Consider the following 16,612-nt stretch of genomic DNA (forward strand, 5'->3'; position numbering starts at 1 on the left):
ATCAGAGTTTGGTCAGGGACAAGCCCACCCAGGTGGCAAGCAAGCCGCCGAACACACTGAGCGCCGCGTAACCCAGGGCCAGCGGCAATTGCCCGTTTTCAAGCAGGCGCAGTGTGTCGAGGGAAAAGGAAGAAAACGTCGTCAGGCCCCCAAGGAAGCCGACGATCAGACCTGCGCGCAATTCTATCGGCAGTTCCGGGCGGAGCAAAAAGAAACCATACAGCAGGCCAATCAGCAGGCAGCCAACGATGTTGACCAGAAACGTGCCGAGGCTGAAATGCTGCGGCCAATTTGCCGCAATCCAGCTGCCAGTGGCAAAACGCAACAGCGTGCCGGCGGCGCCGCCCACGGCCACCGCCAAAATCAGACGGATCATGATTTTCTCCGCTGCCGAGGACTGGCTTGGTCTTGCGCCGCCAGGTGCTTGAGCTTTTCGCCAATTTTCAGTTCGAGGCCACGGGGCACCGGCTGGTAATAACGGCGGGGCTGGAGCGCGTCGGGGAAGTAATCTTCGCCAGCGGCGTAAGCCTCGGGCTCGTCGTGGGCGTAGCGGTATTCGTCGCCGTAACCCAGTTCTTTCATCAATTTGGTCGGCGCGTTGCGCAGGTGCAGCGGCACTTCTTGCGAGCCCTGCTCCGCCGCGTCGCGCATGGCCATTTTGAAGGCGTTGTACACCGCGTTACTTTTCGGCGCGCAGGCCAGGTAGACAATGGCCTGCGCCACGGCCAGTTCACCTTCGGGGCTGCCGAGGCGCTCTTGAACATCCCAGGCGTTCAGGCACAGGGTCAGCGCACGGGGGTCGGCGTTGCCGATGTCTTCGCTGGCCATTCGCACCACGCGCCGGGCGATGTACAGCGGATCGCAACCGCCATCGAGCATGCGCGCGAACCAGTACAAGGCGCCGTCCGGACTGGAGCCGCGCACCGATTTGTGCAGTGCGGAAATCTGGTCGTAGAACGCTTCGCCGCCTTTGTCGAAACGACGACGGCTGTCGCCCAGCAGGTTTTGCAGCAAGTCGACGCTCAACTCGCCGTTGTCTTCCGCCAGGTCGGCCGCGTTTTCCAGAAAATTCAGCAGGCGTCGGCCGTCACCATCGGCAGCGGCGAGCAGGATTTTGAAGCTTTCGTCCGGCAAGGTCAGGTGGCGATCACCGAGGCCCTTCGGATCGGTCAGGGCGCGGTGAACCAATTTGCGCAGGGCTTCTTCGTCGAGGCTCTTCAGCACGTAAACGCGCGCCCGAGACAGCAAGGCGTTGTTCAGTTCGAACGAAGGGTTTTCCGTGGTGGCGCCGATAAAGATCAGCGTGCCGTCTTCCACGTAGGGCAGAAACGCATCCTGCTGCGACTTGTTGAAGCGATGCACTTCGTCAACAAACAGAATGGTGCGGCGGCCATATTGCGCGGCGTGCTGCTGGGCAACCTCTACGGCCTGGCGAATTTCCTTAACGCCCGAAAGCACGGCGGAAATGGTTTCGAAATGCGCATCCGAGACCTGCGCCAACAGCCGCGCCAAGGTGGTTTTCCCCACGCCGGGCGGGCCCCAGAAAATCATCGAATGCAGCGTGCCCTGCTCCAGCGCTTCGCGCAGCGGCTTACCGCGGGCCAGCAAATGCTCCTGACCGACGTACTCGTCCAGGCTGGCTGCGCGCAAACGGGCAGCCAGAGGTTGAGCGACGGGGCTATTGCGGAACAGATCCATGGCGGGGCGCAGTGTCTCGTTAGGGGTGAAGCGCAGTTATTCCTGAATCACATCGGCGCCGGCCGGCACTTCGAAGGTGAACTGCTTGGCGTCGACGACCGGGTTCATTTTCACGCTCAGGAACAGAATATTGGTGCGCTGGCCGACGCTGTCGATCAGCTGCATATCGTTGATCACGCCCTTGCGGAACGACAGGCGCAGGCTATCGAACAACGTGTCCTTGGCCTTGGGCTTGAGGGTGAAATCCACCACGTCGCCGGCTTCTTTGAAGCTGATGTCGAAGTTCTGGCGAATTTCAGACACATCGCCCGACAGCAACAAGGCGGGCGTGTGGGTCAGGCGCTGGTCGAGCTTTTGAATCGTGACTTGTTGCAGGTCCGGGTCGTAGAGCCAGACTTTTTCACCGTTCGAAACCAGCAGTTGTTCCTGTGGCTCGTCGGTGTGCCAGCGGAACAGGCCAGGGCGCTTTAGGGCCAGTTCGCCGGCGGTTTCCTGCAGCTGGGTGCCACCGCCATCAAGGGTCAGTTGGGAGAACCGGGCAGTAATGGTTTGGGCCTGGTTGAGCAGTTGAGTCAGCTTTTGCACGGCGGCTTCGTCGTCGGCATACGCGGGAATCGCGGCGACAGTCAGGGCAGCCAGCAACAGCAAGCGGATCAGGCGCATGTAAATCCTCGTCATTGGTCACACAAATAGGGAAACGGGCGCGTCAGTCGCGAATCGGCGCCGGGGCAATTACGTCACGCGAGCCATTGGTGTTCATGGCGGTTACCACGCCGGCCATTTCCATGGCTTCGACCATACGGGCAGCGCGGTTGTAGCCGATTTTCAGCTTACGTTGCACCGCAGAAATCGAGGCGCGGCGGCTTTCGGTGACAAACCGAACGGCTTCGTCGTAGAGCGGATCGTCTTCACTGCCTTCGCCGCCTTCACCACCGCCGCCACTGCCGCCGTCGAAGCCGCTGCCGGCCTCTTCCACGCCATTAAGAATGTCGTCGATGTAATCCGGGGCGCCACGCAGTTTCCAGGCTTCCACCACGCGGTGAACTTCTTCGTCGGAGACGAACGCGCCGTGCACGCGAATTGGCAACCCGGTGCCGGGCGGCAGGTAGAGCATGTCACCGTGGCCTAGCAGTTGTTCGGCGCCGCCTTGGTCGAGGATGGTTCGGGAATCGATTTTGCTCGACACCTGAAACGCCATACGCGTCGGGATGTTTGCCTTAATCAGACCGGTGATCACATCCACCGACGGACGCTGAGTAGCGAGAATCAGGTGAATACCCGCCGCACGGGCTTTCTGCGCGATACGGGCGATCAGCTCTTCAACCTTCTTGCCGACGATCATCATCATGTCGGCGAATTCGTCGACCACCACCACGATGGTCGGCAAGGTTTTCAACAGCGGCGCTTCGTCGTGGATGTTTTCACGCTTGTACAGCGGGTCCGGAATCGGCTCGCCGGCTTCTTCGGCGTCTTTCACTTTGCGGTTGAAGCCCGCGAGGTTACGCACGCCCAGCTTGGACATCAGCTTGTAGCGGCGCTCCATCTCGGCAACGCTCCAACGCAAGGCGTTGGCCGCTTCCTTCATGTCGGTGACCACTGGGCACAGCAGGTGCGGGATGCCTTCGTAGATCGACAGCTCAAGCATTTTCGGGTCGATCATGATCAGTCGGGCATCTTCCGGGCCAGACTTGAACAGAATCGACAGGATCATGGCGTTTACGCCCACCGACTTACCCGAACCGGTGGTACCGGCAACCAGCAAGTGCGGCATACGCGCCAGGTCGGTAATTACTGGGCGGCCGCCGATGTCGTGGCCCAGCGCCAAGGTAACCGGCGACTTGGCATCGTCATACTCAGGTGAAGACAGCACTTCGGAGAAGCGCACGATCTGGCGGTCTTCGTTGGGAATTTCGATGCCTACGGTGGTTTTGCCGGGGATCACTTCCACCACCCGCACGCTCATCACGGCCAGCGAACGGGCCAGGTCACGGGCCAGCCCGGAAATACGGCTGACCTTGATACCGGCGGCCGGTTGGATCTCGAAACGGGTAATGACCGGGCCCGGATGCACCGACTCGACAACCACCTCGACACCAAACTCTTTGAGCTTGATTTCGAGCAGTCGCGACATGGCTTCCAGCGATTCCGGGGAGAACTTTTTCTGTTTCTTCTCGGCCGGGTCGAGGATGGAAATGGGCGGCAAGGTGCCTTCCACGGCGCTGTCGACGAACAGCGAAACCTGCTTTTCCTTCTGCACACGCTTGCTCGGCTCGGCGACTTTCGGCGCTGGCGGCGGCGTGATGACGGGCGCGGGACGGGTTTCGCGCTCGGTCATGTGTTTGCTCAGGGCTTCGTCGCGCTCAATGATGCGTTCCTTGACCTTGGCTTGCTCGCGGCGGTCGTGCACCACGGGAGCGGCCACTTCGCTGACGCGGTCATCGACCTCGCGAAGCTGCGCCACCAATTGCTTGCGCTCGACGCGCGAATTCCACCAATTGGTGATCAGGCTGTTGATCAGCTCGAACAGATCAAGGGTGATTTTGCCGGTGACGTCCATCACCTTGAACCACGACAGGTCGCTAAACACAGTCAGGCCGAACAGGAACAAGGCGATAAACAGCAAGGTGCTGCCCTGCACGTTCAGCGCAGCCACAGCCAGACGGCCCAGGCTCTCGCCCAGCGCGCCGCCAGCCGACGCGGGCATGGAGGAACCGGAATGGAAGTGAATGTAGGCCAAGGCCGCGCCAGAAAGAATGAGGAACACCAGGCCGATCAGGCGCCAGGAGAACAACCAGCCATTCCACTGCCACGGCTCGTGGCGATTGCGGAACACCTGCACAGTTTTGATCACCAGCAGACCGGGGAACAGATAAGCAAAATAGCCGAGGGCCATGAACAGGATGTCGGCGAACCAGGCGCCGGCGCGGCCGGCGGCGTTCTGCACTTGCACCACGTTGCTGGTGTGGGTCCAGCCCGGATCGTTCTGGTCGTAGGTGAGCAGTGCCATCCACAGATAGAGGCAGAGCGCACCGAGGGCGATCAGCGCACCTTCCTTGAGTCGGTAGTGCAATTGCTGACGCCAGACGGGTGCTTGAGCGGTGGTGGTGGAATTCTTCAAAACGCGTCTTTTCCTGCGCTTGTGGCGCGTCCAACTAAACGATTGGCGGCGAAAACTCGGCCATTGTACGGATTTACCCGCTTCTTGCCACGCGCCCGGCCTTGCCGCTGGCGCGTTTTGCGGGGCTCTGCTGCTTCGGTGTAGCATAGCCGCCAGCATCTTTCGTGCGGCCCAATTGGAGCACGCATTCTCTTTTGTGACAAAGGCTTATGGGGTCTTTTTATGAGTGAAGTCAAGCATTCGCGGCTGATCATCCTGGGCTCCGGCCCTGCCGGTTACAGCGCTGCCGTGTACGCCGCGCGCGCCAACCTCAAACCTTTGGTCATCACTGGTATTCAACCCGGCGGCCAACTGACGACCACCGTGGAAGTGGACAACTGGCCCGGCGACGTCGAAGGCCTGACAGGTCCGGCCTTGATGGAGCGCATGCAGAAACACGCCGAGCGCTTCGACACCGAGATTGTCTACGACCACATCCATACCGCCGAGTTGCAGAGCAAGCCATTCACGCTCAAAGGCGACAGCGGCACTTACACTTGCGACGCACTGATTATTGCCACCGGCGCGTCTGCGCAGTATCTGGGCCTGCCGTCTGAAGAAGCGTTCGCCGGCCAGGGCGTTTCGGCTTGCGCGACCTGCGACGGATTCTTCTACCGCAACCAGGTGGTCGCGGTTGTTGGCGGCGGCAACACCGCCGTGGAAGAAGCGCTGTATCTGTCGAACATCGCTAAAGAAGTGCACTTGATCCACCGCCGCGACAAGCTGCGCGCCGAGAAGATTCTTCAAGACAAACTCTTCGACAAAGCCGCCAACGGCAACATGCGCCTGCACTGGAACCAGAATTTGGACGAAGTGCTGGGCGACAACAAAGGCGTGACGGGCGTGCGCCTGCGCGACAGCCACACTGGCGAAACCTCGGAACTGGCGCTGGCTGGCGTATTTATCGCCATCGGCCATAAGCCGAACACCGACCTGTTCACCGGCCAGTTGGATATGCGTGACGGCTACTTGCTGATCAAAGGCGGCAGCGAAGGGAACGTCACCGCTACGAACATCGAAGGCGTATTCGCCGCCGGTGATGTGGCAGACCATGTGTACCGCCAAGCCATCACCTCGGCCGGCGCAGGCTGCATGGCCGCCCTCGATGCCGAGAAATATCTGGACTTGTAAGCGTTAAGCGGCGGGCCCTTTGGTCCGCCCTCCTCTCCCCCGGCCGGGCCTGACCATGCTCACTTGGCTGCAACGAAACACCTACGAATTCCCACCGCTGGAAAAAGCCCTGCGCGACCCTGAAGGCTTATTGGCTGCCGGGGGCGATCTCAGTGCCGAACGTTTGGTCGCCGCCTACCGACACGGCTGCTTTCCCTGGTTTGCTGAGGGACAACCAATTTTGTGGTGGTCGCCCGACCCACGCACCGTTTTGTTTCCTAGCGAATTGCACGTGTCGCGCAGCCTGGCCAAGGTGATGCGTCAGGGCGGCTATCAGGTGACCTTTGATAAAGACTTCACTGCCGTCATCAGCGCCTGCGCTGGCCCGCGCAGTTACGCCGATGGAACCTGGATTACCGATGCCATGCAAGCGGCCTACCTGAAGCTTCATCAGCAGGGTTTCGCCCATTCGGTGGAAGTGTGGGACGACGGCAAACTGGTCGGCGGGCTGTATGGGCTGGCGATGGGGCAGCTGTTTTTCGGGGAGTCGATGTTCAGCCATGCGGATAACGCCTCGAAAGTCGGCTTTGCCACGCTGGTCGAACATCTCAAAGCCTGGGGTTTTGTTTTGATCGACTGCCAGATGCCCACCCAACACTTGCATAGCTTCGGTGCGCGACCCATTGCGCGGGCCGAATTTGCCGATTTTCTGAAGCGTCATCTGGATCAGTCGACCACAGCCGACTGGGTCGCCTAGTCGAGTCCGAAACCCTGGCATACACTTAACCCCAGGCTCTCAAGAGTGTTGATCATGACCGAGCTGGCGCGCCTTAAGTTCTATGCCACTCAACCGCATCCCTGCAGCTACCTGCCCGAAGAACAAGCCACCACGCTGTTCCTCGATCCCAGCCAGCCCATGGATGTGGATGTGTACGCCGAGCTTTCGGAAATGGGTTTTCGCCGCAGCGGCGATCACCTGTATCGCCCGCACTGCCAAGGCTGCACCGCGTGCGTTCCGGCGCGCATTCCCGCCGCCCTTTTCCAGCCGACCCGCCAGCAACGGCGCATTCTCAAACGTAATGAAAATCTGCAGGTGCGCGCCGTTCGGCCGAACTTCAATGAAGAGTATTACGCGCTATACGCCCGCTACATCGAACAGCGCCATTCGGACGGCGACATGTATCCGCCAAACCGCGACCAATTCACGACCTTCCTTGTGCGCGATCTGCCCTTCTCGCGCTTCTATGAGTTCCGCCTGGACGGCCGACTGGTCGCTATCGCGGTGACCGACGTACTGCCGAACGGCCTTTCAGCGGTTTACACCTTCTACGACCCCACCGAAGAACGCCGCAGCCTCGGGCGCTTCGCCATCCTTTGGCAGATCGCCGAAACCCGCCGTATCGGGCTGCATGCGGTGTATTTGGGTTACTGGATCAAGAGCTGCCGGAAGATGAATTACAAGACCCAATACCGCCCCATTGAGCTGTTCGTCAATCAACGCTGGATAACCCTCACCTGAATACCTTGGCGGCGGGCCCTGTTTTCGGGCACAATGCACGCCGCTTTTGCCTGGCGCCAGTTGCACCGGGCCATTCATTGGTAACCGAGGGCTTTACTGCATGTCGAAAGAAGACAGCTTCGAAATGGAAGGCACTGTCGTCGACACCCTACCTAACACCATGTTTCGCGTGGAGTTGGAAAATGGGCACGTCGTAACCGCGCATATCTCCGGAAAGATGCGCAAGAACTACATCCGTATTCTTACCGGTGACAAAGTACGTGTTGAGTTGACGCCGTACGACCTGAGCAAGGGCCGCATTACTTACCGCGCGCGCTAAGCCAGTTAAATAAAAATGCCCAGCAACTGCTGGGCATTTTTGTTGGTGCGGTTTATGTAGCGAGCCGAGGAAATGGCAGACCATTTCCCCGACAAGCCTTACCGAGCTAAGCCATTTCGGCTGTCGTTTCGAAGTCGAACGTCATCTCGCCGTCGACCACATCGATGTGCACCACACCGCCGTGTTCGGCCAGCTCGCCAAACAGAATCTCTTCTGCCAGCGGACGTTTGATCTTGTCCTGGATCAGACGCGCCATTGGGCGTGCGCCCATTTGCGAATCGTAGCCACCCGTTGCCAGCCAATTGCGCGCCGCGTCGCTGACTTCCAGCGTGACGTGTTTGTCCTCCAGTTGTGCTTGCAGCTCGGTGAGGAACTTGTCGACCACGCTTTTGATCACTTCGTGGCTCAGGCGACCGAACTGGATAATGGTATCCAGGCGGTTTCTGAACTCCGGCGTGAAGCTCTTCTTGATCACTTCCATGGCGTCGGTCGAGTGGTCCTGATGGGTGAACCCAATCGAGGCCCGCGAGGCCGTTTCGGCACCGGCGTTGGTGGTCATGATCAAAATGACGTTGCGGAAGTCCGCCTTGCGGCCGTTGTTATCGGTCAGCGTGCCGTGGTCCATCACTTGCAGCAGCAAGTTGAAGACTTCCGGGTGCGCCTTTTCGATTTCATCGAGCAGCAATACGCAATGCGGCATTTTGGTGATGGCTTCGGTTAGCAGGCCTCCCTGATCGAAACCGACGTAGCCTGGAGGCGCACCAATCAAGCGGGAAACCGTGTGGCGCTCCATGTATTCCGACATGTCGAAACGCACCAGTTCGATACCCATGGCTTTGGCCAACTGCCGCGCCGCCTCGGTTTTACCGACACCGGTAGGACCGGCGAACAGGAACGAACCGACCGGTTTATCCGGCGACTTGAGGCCCGCGCGGGAAAGCTTGATTGCCGTTGCCAGCGAATCGATGGCCGCGTCCTGACCAAACACCGTCAGCTTCAAATCGCGCTCAAGGTTACGCAACAGCTCTTTGTCGGAGCTGGAGACATGTTTCGGGGGAATGCGCGCGATTTTGGCGACGATGTCCTCGACGTGCTCCACCTCGATTCGCGCCACGCGCTTCTCGACTGGCTGCAAGCGCTGGAACGCACCTGCTTCGTCGATTACATCGATGGCCTTGTCGGGCATATGACGGTCATTGATATAGCGCGAGGCGAGCTCAGCAGCGGCACGCAGCGACTCATCGCTGTACTCAAGACCGTGATGTTGCTCGAAGCGTCCTTTGAGGCCACGCAAAATGCCAATGGTGTCTTCAACCGACGGCTCGGTAACGTCAACTTTCTGGAAGCGACGCGCCAAGGCGCGGTCTTTCTCGAAGATTCCGCGGAATTCCTGGAAGGTCGTCGAGCCAATGCAGCGAATCTCGCCCGAAGACAGCATTGGCTTGAGCAGATTCGATGCATCCATGACGCCACCAGACGCCGCGCCCGCACCAATAATGGTGTGGATTTCGTCGATGAACAGAATGGCATGGGGACGTTTGCGCAATTCGTTGAGCAACGCCTTCAGGCGCTTCTCGAAATCGCCGCGATATTTGGTGCCAGCGAGCAAGGCGCCGAGATCGAGCGAGTAAACCACGCTATCGGACAACAGATCCGGTACTTGGCCGTCAACGATGCGCTTGGCCAGGCCCTCAGCGATGGCGGTTTTACCAACGCCTGCTTCGCCCACCAGCAATGGATTGTTTTTGCGGCGCCGCGCAAGAATCTGCGCAACACGTTCCACTTCGTTTTCACGGCCTACCAGCGGATCAATGCGGCCCAAACGTGCAGCTTCGTTGAGGTTACTGGCATAGGCATCGAGCGGATTGCTCGACGAAGACGCTTCGCCGCCCTCTTCGTCCTGCATCTCCTGATCGCTGTCGGTGTGATCGGCGTTGCCTGGAACTTTGGAAATGCCGTGCGCGATGAAGTTGACCACATCGATTCGCGCGACAGTTTGTTGCTTGAGCAGGAATACGGCCTGACTTTCCTGTTCGCTGAAAATAGCCACCAGCACGTTGGCGCCCGTCACCTCACGCTTGCCCGAACTTTGCACGTGGAAGACCGCGCGCTGCAGAACGCGCTGGAAGCCCAAGGTTGGTTGGGTTTCGCGCTCTTCGTCGTGTTGGGGGATCAGGGGCGTGGTGGAGTCGATGAACTCCTGGAGGTCATGGCGCAGCTTGTCCAGGTTCGCTCCGCACGCACGCAGGACTGAGGCGGCTGCCTCGTTGTCCAGCAGGGCCAGCAAGAGGTGCTCAACCGTCATGAATTCATGACGCTTGGTGCGGGCCTCCTTGAAGGCCAGATTGAGGGTGACTTCGAGCTCTCGATTCAACATAGCTTCACCTCATAACCAAGCAGTCGCAATTAACCGTCTTTCTCTATCTCACAGAGTAGCGGGTGTTGGCTTTCTCTCGCGTATTGGTTGACCTGCATTGCCTTGGTCTCCGCAACATCGCGGGTATACACGCCACACACTGCCCGTCCCTCTGTATGAACGGTCAGCATGATTTTGGTTGCCACTTCCCTGTTCAAACTGAAGAACACTTCAAGAATTTCGACAACGAAATCCATGGGGGTGTAGTCGTCGTTGAATAGGACCACCTTGTACATCGGTGGTGCCTGCAACGCAGGCTTAGCTTCCTGCAGGGCCACGCCCGAGGCGTCATCCTCATGCGGCTCGGGATGGTCCTGATTGAATGTTAGTCGAATCTGGCTACTTACACGCATGTGGGATGAAAGGTTCGTAATTGTAGGAGTGGGACGACAGACAGTTTTTGACCGACTTCGCAGACGGTCGTGCCGTCGCCTTGACTATCAGTAAATCAGTGTTACAAACAGAGAATACCCAATCGAGGGTATCAGGGTCCGCGCGCTTACCAAAGCGGATGATTCCAGCGCGGAGTCGTAACGGATAATACCCCAGTGGTGGGTGTATTTGCAGAGGGACATCAGCATGCTTAGCGGTAAGGTCAAGTGGTTCAACAACGCCAAGGGCTATGGGTTTATCCTGGCTGACGGCCGAGATGAGGACCTGTTCGCCCACTACTCGGCTATCCAGATGGACGGTTACAAAACCCTTAAAGCAGGCCAGCCGGTCAGCTTTGACATCATTCAGGGTCCCAAGGGCCTGCATGCTGTCAACATCAGCTCCATCACCCAAACCGCGGACGCGCCGCCAGTCGCTGTATCACAGCCACAAGCGGTTACCTCCGAAGCCTGATATTTGGCCCCTTGGGGCCAATTTCAATGGGCAATAAAAAAGGCCGGTCATGGACCGGCCTTTTTTATTGCCTAAACGCTCACATTACATGTGAGAAATCATGGCATCGCCGAACGCCGAGCAAGACAGCAGCTTAGCGCCGTCCATCAGACGTTCGAAGTCGTAGGTCACGGTTTTGGCGGAGATCGCCCCGTTAACGCCGTCGATGATCAGATCGGCAGCTTCGGTCCAGCCCATGTGACGCAGCATCATTTCGGCGGACAGAATCAGCGAACCTGGGTTCACCTGGTCTTTACCAGCGTACTTCGGCGCGGTGCCGTGGGTGGCTTCGAACATAGCGATGTTGTCGGACAGGTTAGCGCCCGGAGCGATACCGATACCGCCTACTTCGGCCGCCAGGGCGTCGGAGAGGTAGTCACCGTTCAGGTTCAGGGTCGCGATCACATCGTACTCAGCCGGGCGCAGCAGAATTTGCTGGAGCATGGCGTCGGCGATGGCGTCTTTAACCACGACCTTCTTACCGGTGTTCGGGTTGGTGAACTGCATCCATGGGCCGCCATCCAGCAGCTCTGCACCGAATTCGTTTTTGGCGATTTCGTAGCCCCAATCTTTGAAGGCACCTTCGGTGAACTTCATGATGTTGCCTTTGTGCACGATGGTCAGCGAGTCGCGGTTGTTATCAACCACGTACTGCAGTGCTTTACGCACCAGACGCTGAGTACCCTGCTTGGAAACCGGCTTAACGCCGATACCGCAGTCTTGGTCGAAACGGATTTTGGTAACACCCATTTCTTCTTTCAGGAACTTGATGACTTTTTCAGCTTCCGGCGAGCCGGCTTTCCACTCGATACCGGCATAAATGTCTTCCGAGTTTTCGCGGAAGATAGTCATGTCAACGTCTTGTGGTTTTTTAACCGGGCTCGGAACACCGGTGAACCAACGCACTGGGCGCAGGCAAACGTAGAGGTCGAGCTCCTGACGCAGGGCCACGTTCAAGGAACGGATGCCGCCGCCAACTGGAGTGGTCAGAGGACCTTTGATCGATACAACGTAATCACGAACGGCTTCGAGTGTTTCTTTCGGCAGCCAGGTGTCTTGGTCGTAAACCTGGGTGGCTTTCTCGCCAGCGTAAACTTCCATCCAGGAGATCTTGCGCTCGCCGCCGTAGGCTTTGTTTACGGCTGCATCGACGACTTTGATCATCACTGGGCTGATATCAACCCCGATGCCATCACCTTCAATGAAAGGGATGATTGGGTTGTTCGGTACATTCAGGGACATATCGGCATTGACGGTGATTTTGTCACCGGTTGCTGGCACCTGGATCTTTTGGTATCCCATGCTGGACTCCGTTGCTTTCGTGGTCTGACATCCCGCCACGCGGATGGCGCGGCGATATGGAACTTGAATTGGTCTCGGAAAGGCGGGCCATTCTTGTAGTATTTCTACAGAAAGTCACGCACTTTTCTTGAGATTATCGGACTAAACACCCGCTGCAGGCCGCGTTATTACGGCACCTGACCTATCTCTGTAGTCAAACTACATCGCTACTACATTTACCCGGTAGCAGAGGCGCTTTTTAGCCTAGCAGCTTGCCCCGATATTGCCTTTTTCGCCGCCCGCCTGAAACCAAAGCGCGCGCTGATCGCACAGGAGTTACTCATGCGTTTCACCCCTCACGTTACCGTCGCGACCATCGTCGAAGATCAGGGTCGTTTCCTGATGGTGGAAGAAACCGCCGGCGGCCGCGCTGTATTTAATCAGCCTGCTGGCCACTTGGAAGCCGACGAAAGTCTCATGCAGGCCGCTATTCGCGAAACGCTCGAAGAAACCGGCTGGGACGTTGAGCTCACTGCCGTCACCGGCATCTATTTATACACAGCCCCCAGCAACGGCGTGACCTACCAGCGCGTGTGCTTCGCCGCCAAGGCGCTGCAACAGCGCGACAACTACCAGCTCGACGACGGCATCATCGGCCCGCAATGGCTGACCCGCGCCGAACTCGCCGCGCAACCAGAGCGTTTGCGCAGCGAGCTGGTGTTGCGCTGCATCGACGACTATCTGAGCGGCGAACGCTTCCCCCTCGCCCTGCTGCGTGACTAGCGTCGATCACCACTGAGCCGGCGGCCCTGATAGAATCGCGTTTTTCCGAAAAGCCCTGCATCCAAACTCCTATGCGTGACAATTCCTCAACTCGCGTGATCGTCGGCATGTCCGGCGGTGTCGACTCCTCCGTTTCCGCCGTGCTGCTGCTGGAGCAGGGCTATCAGGTCGAAGGCCTGTTTATGAAAAACTGGGAGGAAGACGACGGCACCGAATACTGCACCGCCATGGACGACATGGCCGATGCGCAAGCGGTGTGCGACAAAATCGGCATCAAGCTGCACACCGCCAATTTTGCTGCGGAATACTGGGACAATGTGTTCGAGCATTTCCTGGCCGAATACAAGGCGGGACGCACGCCCAACCCGGACATCCTCTGTAATCGGGAAATCAAATTCAAAGCCTTCCTTGAGTACGCGCTGTCGCTCGGTGCCGACCTGATTGCCACCGGCCACTACGTGCGTCGCCGCGATATCGACGGGCGCACCGAACTGCTTAAAGGCCTCGACCCGAACAAAGACCAAAGCTACTTCCTGCACGCCGTGGGCGGTGAGCAGTTGGCCAAGACGTTATTCCCGGTCGGCGAACTGGAAAAACCGGAAGTGCGCGCCATCGCTGAAAAACATCAGCTGGCCACGGCCAAAAAGAAGGATTCCACCGGCATCTGCTTTATCGGTGAGCGCCGCTTCAGCGACTTCCTCAAGCAATACCTGCCCGCACAACCCGGCAATATCGAAACCACCGAAGGCGAAATCATCGGCCGTCATCACGGGCTGATGTACCACACCATTGGCCAGCGTCAGGGCCTGGGAATCGGCGGTTTGAAAGATGCCGGCGAAGAACCGTGGTACGTGCTGATCAAAGACCTCGAACGCAACGTGCTCGTGGTCGGCCAGGGCAATGAACACCCATGGCTGTTTTCCAGCGCCCTGCTCTGCTCCGACATCTATTGGGTCAACCCCATCGACCTCACCAGCCCACGCGCCTTGACCGCGAAAGTGCGGTACCGCCAGGGCGACCAGGCGTGCACGCTGGAGAAAACCAGCGAGGGTTACCGCGCCGTATTCGCCATGCCTCAGCGGGCCGTTACGCCGGGCCAGTCGGTGGTGTTTTATGACGGTGACGTTTGCCTGGGCGGCGGTGTAATAGAAGTGGCGCAACCTTGGAGCAGTAAGGAAAAGCGCGCATGACGCCGATTCAGGAACAACTGGTTGCCCTGGGCGGCGTGTTTGAGGCGGCGTTTCTGGTCGACCAAGTGGCACGCACCGGGCAGATCAGCGAAGGCGCTTTGAGCTGCATGCTCGGAAGTTTGATGGTCCGCGATCCGAAAACCACCCTGGACGTTTACGGCGGCGACGACATCAACCTGCGCAATGGCTACCGCGCGCTGCTTAGTGCCCTGGAGCGCGACCCCACCACCCTGCAACGCGAACCGCTGCGCTACGCCTTGGCGCTGCTGGGCTTGGAACGCAAGCTGGCCAAGCGCGACGACATGCTGGAAACCATCGGCAAACGCCTCGACCAGATTCAACAGCAGGTTCAGCACTTCGGTCTCGTGCACGAAAACGTAATTGCCGCGAGCGGCGGCCTGTATCAGGACACGCTGAGCACCTTCCGCCAACGCATTCAAGTGCACGGCGACATGCGCAACCTTCAACAACCGAGCAATGCCGCAAAAATTCGCGCCCTGTTGCTTGCTGGCATTCGCTCGGCACGCCTGTGGCGTCAACTGGGCGGCCATCGCTGGCAGTTGGTGATTAACCGTCGCAAATTGCTGAAAGAGCTTTACCCGCTGGTTCGCGGATAAACACTTCCATACCCGTAGGAGCGGCTTCAGCCACGATGCTCGTGATCTTAAAAGCATCGCGACTGAAGTCGCTCCCACAGCACCGCGCTGTTCCACGCCTCACCGAAAAACCCGACAGAGCAGTTCGCTGCGCGCGGGTCAGGTAAGGTTTTTCTATGTATAATTCGCGCCCCTTTTCGTCGCCCGACTGTCCGAGAACGCCCCATGCAGCTCTCCTCGCTCACCGCGGTATCCCCCGTTGATGGCCGTTACGCCAGCAAAACCAGCGCTCTGCGCCCAATCTTCAGCGAATACGGCTTGGTCCGTTTCCGCGTCATGGTCGAGGTTCGCTGGCTCCAGCGCCTGGCCGCGCATACCGGCGTTCCGGAAGTCGCACCGTTTTCCACCGAAGCGAACGCCCTGCTTAACGCACTGGTCGACAACTTCCAGGTTGAGCACGCTGAGCGCGTCAAGGAAATCGAGCGCACCACCAACCACGACGTAAAAGCCGTGGAATACCTGCTTAAAGAACAAGTCGCCAAGCTGCCAGAACTGGCTGCGGTGAGTGAGTTCATCCACTTCGCCTGCACCAGCGAAGACATCAACAATCTTTCCCACGCGCTGATGCTGCGCGAAGGCCGCGACACCGTGCTGCTGCCGCTGATGCAGCAACTGGCCGACGCCATCCGCGAGCTGGCTCACCGCTTTGCCGACGTGCCGATGCTGTCGCGCACCCACGGCCAACCGGCCTCGCCGACCACGCTGGGCAAAGAGCTGGCAAACGTGGTGTACCGCCTGGAGCGCCAAATCGCTCAAGTTGCCGCCATTCCCCTGCTGGGCAAAATCAACGGCGCCGTGGGCAACTACAACGCGCACCTCTCGGCCTACCCGCAGGTCGATTGGGAAGAAAACGCCCGCGCCTTTATCGAGCAAGAGCTGGGCCTAAGCTTCAACCCCTACACCACGCAAATCGAGCCGCACGACTACATTGCCGAGCTGTTCGACGCGGTTGCCCGCTTCAACACCATCCTGATCGACTTCGACCGTGATATTTGGGGCTACATCTCCCTCGGCTATTTCAAACAGCGCACCATTGCTGGCGAAATTGGGTCGTCGACCATGCCGCACAAGGTCAACCCGATCGACTTCGAAAACTCCGAAGGCAACCTGGGCATCGCCAATGCGCTGCTGCAGCACCTGGCGAGCAAGTTGCCAATCTCCCGCTGGCAGCGCGACCTCACCGACTCCACCGTACTGCGCAACCTGGGCGTTGGTTTCGCCCACAGCGTGATCGCCTACGAAGCCACTCTTAAAGGCATCAGCAAGCTGGAGCTCAATGCTCAGCGCATCGCTGCCGACCTCGACGCGTGCTGGGAAGTGCTGGCCGAACCGGTGCAAACCGTAATGCGCCGCTACGGCGTCGAAAACGCCTACGAGAAACTCAAAGAGCTGACGCGCGGCAAAGGCATCAGCGCCGAAGCCCTGCAAACCTTTATCGACGGCCTGGATATTCCAGCCGACGCCAAGGTTCAGCTGCGCGCCCTCACCCCGGCTGGCTACGCGGGCAACGCCGCCGCTCAGGCCAAACGTATCTAACCGATATTGCCCAGTTGCACGCCCGGCAGTGCCGGGCGTTTTTATTTACGGGCTCAGATGAC

The 16,612-nt window shown here is 58.9% G+C and carries 16 protein-coding genes; 9 read left to right on the forward strand and 7 right to left on the reverse strand.

Annotated features, from left to right (window positions below; all coding sequences use genetic code 11):
• Nucleotide 1: 1 nt before the first annotated feature.
• The 4 genes from crcB to ftsK are packed head-to-tail and all read right to left on the reverse strand — an operon-like array spanning nucleotide 2 to nucleotide 4,816.
• Entirely contained in the window at nucleotides 2-376 is a 375-nt protein-coding gene (gene crcB, locus ACZZZU_RS04635) for a fluoride efflux transporter CrcB (protein WP_463382497.1), read from the reverse strand.
• On the reverse strand, nucleotides 373-1,698 hold the full coding sequence (locus ACZZZU_RS04640; RefSeq protein WP_463549912.1) for a replication-associated recombination protein A: 1,326 nt from the start codon (nucleotides 1,696-1,698) through the stop codon (nucleotides 373-375). Before ACZZZU_RS04640 ends, crcB begins: the two co-directional genes overlap by 4 nt.
• A 36-nt stretch (nucleotides 1,699-1,734) precedes the next feature.
• The gene (gene lolA, locus ACZZZU_RS04645) at nucleotides 1,735-2,361 is read right to left on the reverse strand and encodes an outer membrane lipoprotein periplasmic chaperone LolA (protein WP_463549913.1); all 627 of its coding nucleotides are present in this window, start codon (nucleotides 2,359-2,361) and stop codon (nucleotides 1,735-1,737) included.
• Between the two features lie 43 nt (nucleotides 2,362-2,404).
• A complete protein-coding gene (ftsK, locus tag ACZZZU_RS04650; protein ID WP_463549914.1) occupies nucleotides 2,405-4,816 on the reverse strand; it encodes a DNA translocase FtsK in 2,412 nt (803 codons plus the stop codon).
• Between the two features lie 222 nt (nucleotides 4,817-5,038).
• Here ftsK and trxB point away from each other — a divergent pair, with 222 nt between their 5' ends.
• The 4 genes from trxB to infA all read left to right on the forward strand — a co-directional run bounded on the left by trxB (nucleotide 5,039) and on the right by infA (nucleotide 7,803).
• Nucleotides 5,039-5,986: a thioredoxin-disulfide reductase gene (trxB, locus tag ACZZZU_RS04655; RefSeq protein WP_122453209.1), complete on the forward strand. Its 948-nt coding sequence runs from the start codon at nucleotides 5,039-5,041 to the stop codon at nucleotides 5,984-5,986.
• Between the two features lie 55 nt (nucleotides 5,987-6,041).
• On the forward strand, nucleotides 6,042-6,722 hold the full coding sequence (gene aat, locus ACZZZU_RS04660; RefSeq protein ID WP_463549915.1) for a leucyl/phenylalanyl-tRNA--protein transferase: 681 nt from the start codon (nucleotides 6,042-6,044) through the stop codon (nucleotides 6,720-6,722).
• A gap of 54 nt (nucleotides 6,723-6,776) precedes the next feature.
• A complete protein-coding gene (locus tag ACZZZU_RS04665) occupies nucleotides 6,777-7,484 on the forward strand; it encodes an arginyltransferase (protein ID WP_122498071.1) in 708 nt (235 codons plus the stop codon).
• 100 nt (nucleotides 7,485-7,584) lie between these two features.
• Entirely contained in the window at nucleotides 7,585-7,803 is a 219-nt protein-coding gene (gene infA / locus ACZZZU_RS04670; RefSeq protein WP_002553999.1) for a translation initiation factor IF-1, read from the forward strand.
• A gap of 106 nt (nucleotides 7,804-7,909) precedes the next feature.
• On the opposite strand, the gene clpA is transcribed toward infA, so the two are convergent.
• Both clpA and clpS read right to left on the reverse strand, forming a co-directional pair.
• The gene (clpA, locus tag ACZZZU_RS04675; RefSeq protein WP_122498069.1) at nucleotides 7,910-10,180 is read right to left on the reverse strand and encodes an ATP-dependent Clp protease ATP-binding subunit ClpA; all 2,271 of its coding nucleotides are present in this window, start codon (nucleotides 10,178-10,180) and stop codon (nucleotides 7,910-7,912) included.
• Nucleotides 10,181-10,209: 29 nt separating this feature from the next.
• Nucleotides 10,210-10,572 carry an ATP-dependent Clp protease adapter ClpS gene (gene clpS / locus ACZZZU_RS04680; protein ID WP_122498067.1) on the reverse strand — a complete coding sequence of 121 codons (363 nt, stop codon included), beginning with the start codon at nucleotides 10,570-10,572 and terminating at the stop codon, nucleotides 10,210-10,212.
• 226 nt (nucleotides 10,573-10,798) lie between these two features.
• On the opposite strand from clpS, the gene cspD reads away from it, so the two are divergent.
• Nucleotides 10,799-11,065: a cold shock domain-containing protein CspD gene (gene cspD, locus ACZZZU_RS04685; protein WP_122498065.1), complete on the forward strand. Its 267-nt coding sequence runs from the start codon at nucleotides 10,799-10,801 to the stop codon at nucleotides 11,063-11,065.
• Between the two features lie 84 nt (nucleotides 11,066-11,149).
• On the opposite strand, the gene icd is transcribed toward cspD, so the two are convergent.
• Nucleotides 11,150-12,406, reverse strand: coding sequence for an NADP-dependent isocitrate dehydrogenase (gene icd / locus ACZZZU_RS04690; protein ID WP_122498063.1), 1,257 nt, complete (start codon nucleotides 12,404-12,406; stop codon nucleotides 11,150-11,152).
• 321 nt (nucleotides 12,407-12,727) lie between these two features.
• Between icd and ACZZZU_RS04695 the strand changes: the two genes are divergently transcribed.
• The 4 genes from ACZZZU_RS04695 to purB all read left to right on the forward strand — a co-directional run bounded on the left by ACZZZU_RS04695 (nucleotide 12,728) and on the right by purB (nucleotide 16,550).
• Complete coding sequence (locus ACZZZU_RS04695; RefSeq protein WP_463549916.1) at nucleotides 12,728-13,168, forward strand: NUDIX hydrolase; 441 nt, start codon at nucleotides 12,728-12,730, stop codon at nucleotides 13,166-13,168.
• A gap of 71 nt (nucleotides 13,169-13,239) precedes the next feature.
• Entirely contained in the window at nucleotides 13,240-14,358 is a 1,119-nt protein-coding gene (gene mnmA / locus ACZZZU_RS04700; RefSeq protein WP_463382490.1) for a tRNA 2-thiouridine(34) synthase MnmA, read from the forward strand.
• Nucleotides 14,355-14,975: a high frequency lysogenization protein HflD gene (hflD, locus tag ACZZZU_RS04705; protein ID WP_122498057.1), complete on the forward strand. Its 621-nt coding sequence runs from the start codon at nucleotides 14,355-14,357 to the stop codon at nucleotides 14,973-14,975. Before mnmA ends, hflD begins: the two co-directional genes overlap by 4 nt.
• 204 nt (nucleotides 14,976-15,179) lie before the next feature.
• On the forward strand, nucleotides 15,180-16,550 hold the full coding sequence (gene purB, locus ACZZZU_RS04710) for an adenylosuccinate lyase (RefSeq protein ID WP_122453219.1): 1,371 nt from the start codon (nucleotides 15,180-15,182) through the stop codon (nucleotides 16,548-16,550).
• Nucleotides 16,551-16,612: the final 62 nt, after the last annotated feature.

The sequence above is a fragment of the Pseudomonas sp. AC136 genome (genome assembly GCF_979258585.1).

What these genes read in the sequence shown, in the direction of transcription:
- crcB (WP_463382497.1), bottom strand. Translation starts at nt 376, where the DNA reads ATGATCCGTCTGATTTTGGCGGTGGCCGTGGGCGGCGCCGCCGGCACG.
- ACZZZU_RS04640 (WP_463549912.1), bottom strand. Translation starts at nt 1,698, where the DNA reads ATGGATCTGTTCCGCAATAGCCCCGTCGCTCAACCTCTGGCTGCCCGT.
- lolA (WP_463549913.1), bottom strand. Translation starts at nt 2,361, where the DNA reads ATGCGCCTGATCCGCTTGCTGTTGCTGGCTGCCCTGACTGTCGCCGCG.
- trxB (WP_122453209.1), top strand. Translation starts at nt 5,039, where the DNA reads ATGAGTGAAGTCAAGCATTCGCGGCTGATCATCCTGGGCTCCGGCCCT.
- aat (WP_463549915.1), top strand. Translation starts at nt 6,042, where the DNA reads ATGCTCACTTGGCTGCAACGAAACACCTACGAATTCCCACCGCTGGAA.
- ACZZZU_RS04665 (WP_122498071.1), top strand. Translation starts at nt 6,777, where the DNA reads ATGACCGAGCTGGCGCGCCTTAAGTTCTATGCCACTCAACCGCATCCC.
- infA (WP_002553999.1), top strand. Translation starts at nt 7,585, where the DNA reads ATGTCGAAAGAAGACAGCTTCGAAATGGAAGGCACTGTCGTCGACACC.
- clpA (WP_122498069.1), bottom strand. Translation starts at nt 10,180, where the DNA reads ATGTTGAATCGAGAGCTCGAAGTCACCCTCAATCTGGCCTTCAAGGAG.
- clpS (WP_122498067.1), bottom strand. Translation starts at nt 10,572, where the DNA reads ATGCGTGTAAGTAGCCAGATTCGACTAACATTCAATCAGGACCATCCC.
- cspD (WP_122498065.1), top strand. Translation starts at nt 10,799, where the DNA reads ATGCTTAGCGGTAAGGTCAAGTGGTTCAACAACGCCAAGGGCTATGGG.
- icd (WP_122498063.1), bottom strand. Translation starts at nt 12,406, where the DNA reads ATGGGATACCAAAAGATCCAGGTGCCAGCAACCGGTGACAAAATCACC.
- ACZZZU_RS04695 (WP_463549916.1), top strand. Translation starts at nt 12,728, where the DNA reads ATGCGTTTCACCCCTCACGTTACCGTCGCGACCATCGTCGAAGATCAG.
- mnmA (WP_463382490.1), top strand. Translation starts at nt 13,240, where the DNA reads ATGCGTGACAATTCCTCAACTCGCGTGATCGTCGGCATGTCCGGCGGT.
- hflD (WP_122498057.1), top strand. Translation starts at nt 14,355, where the DNA reads ATGACGCCGATTCAGGAACAACTGGTTGCCCTGGGCGGCGTGTTTGAG.
- purB (WP_122453219.1), top strand. Translation starts at nt 15,180, where the DNA reads ATGCAGCTCTCCTCGCTCACCGCGGTATCCCCCGTTGATGGCCGTTAC.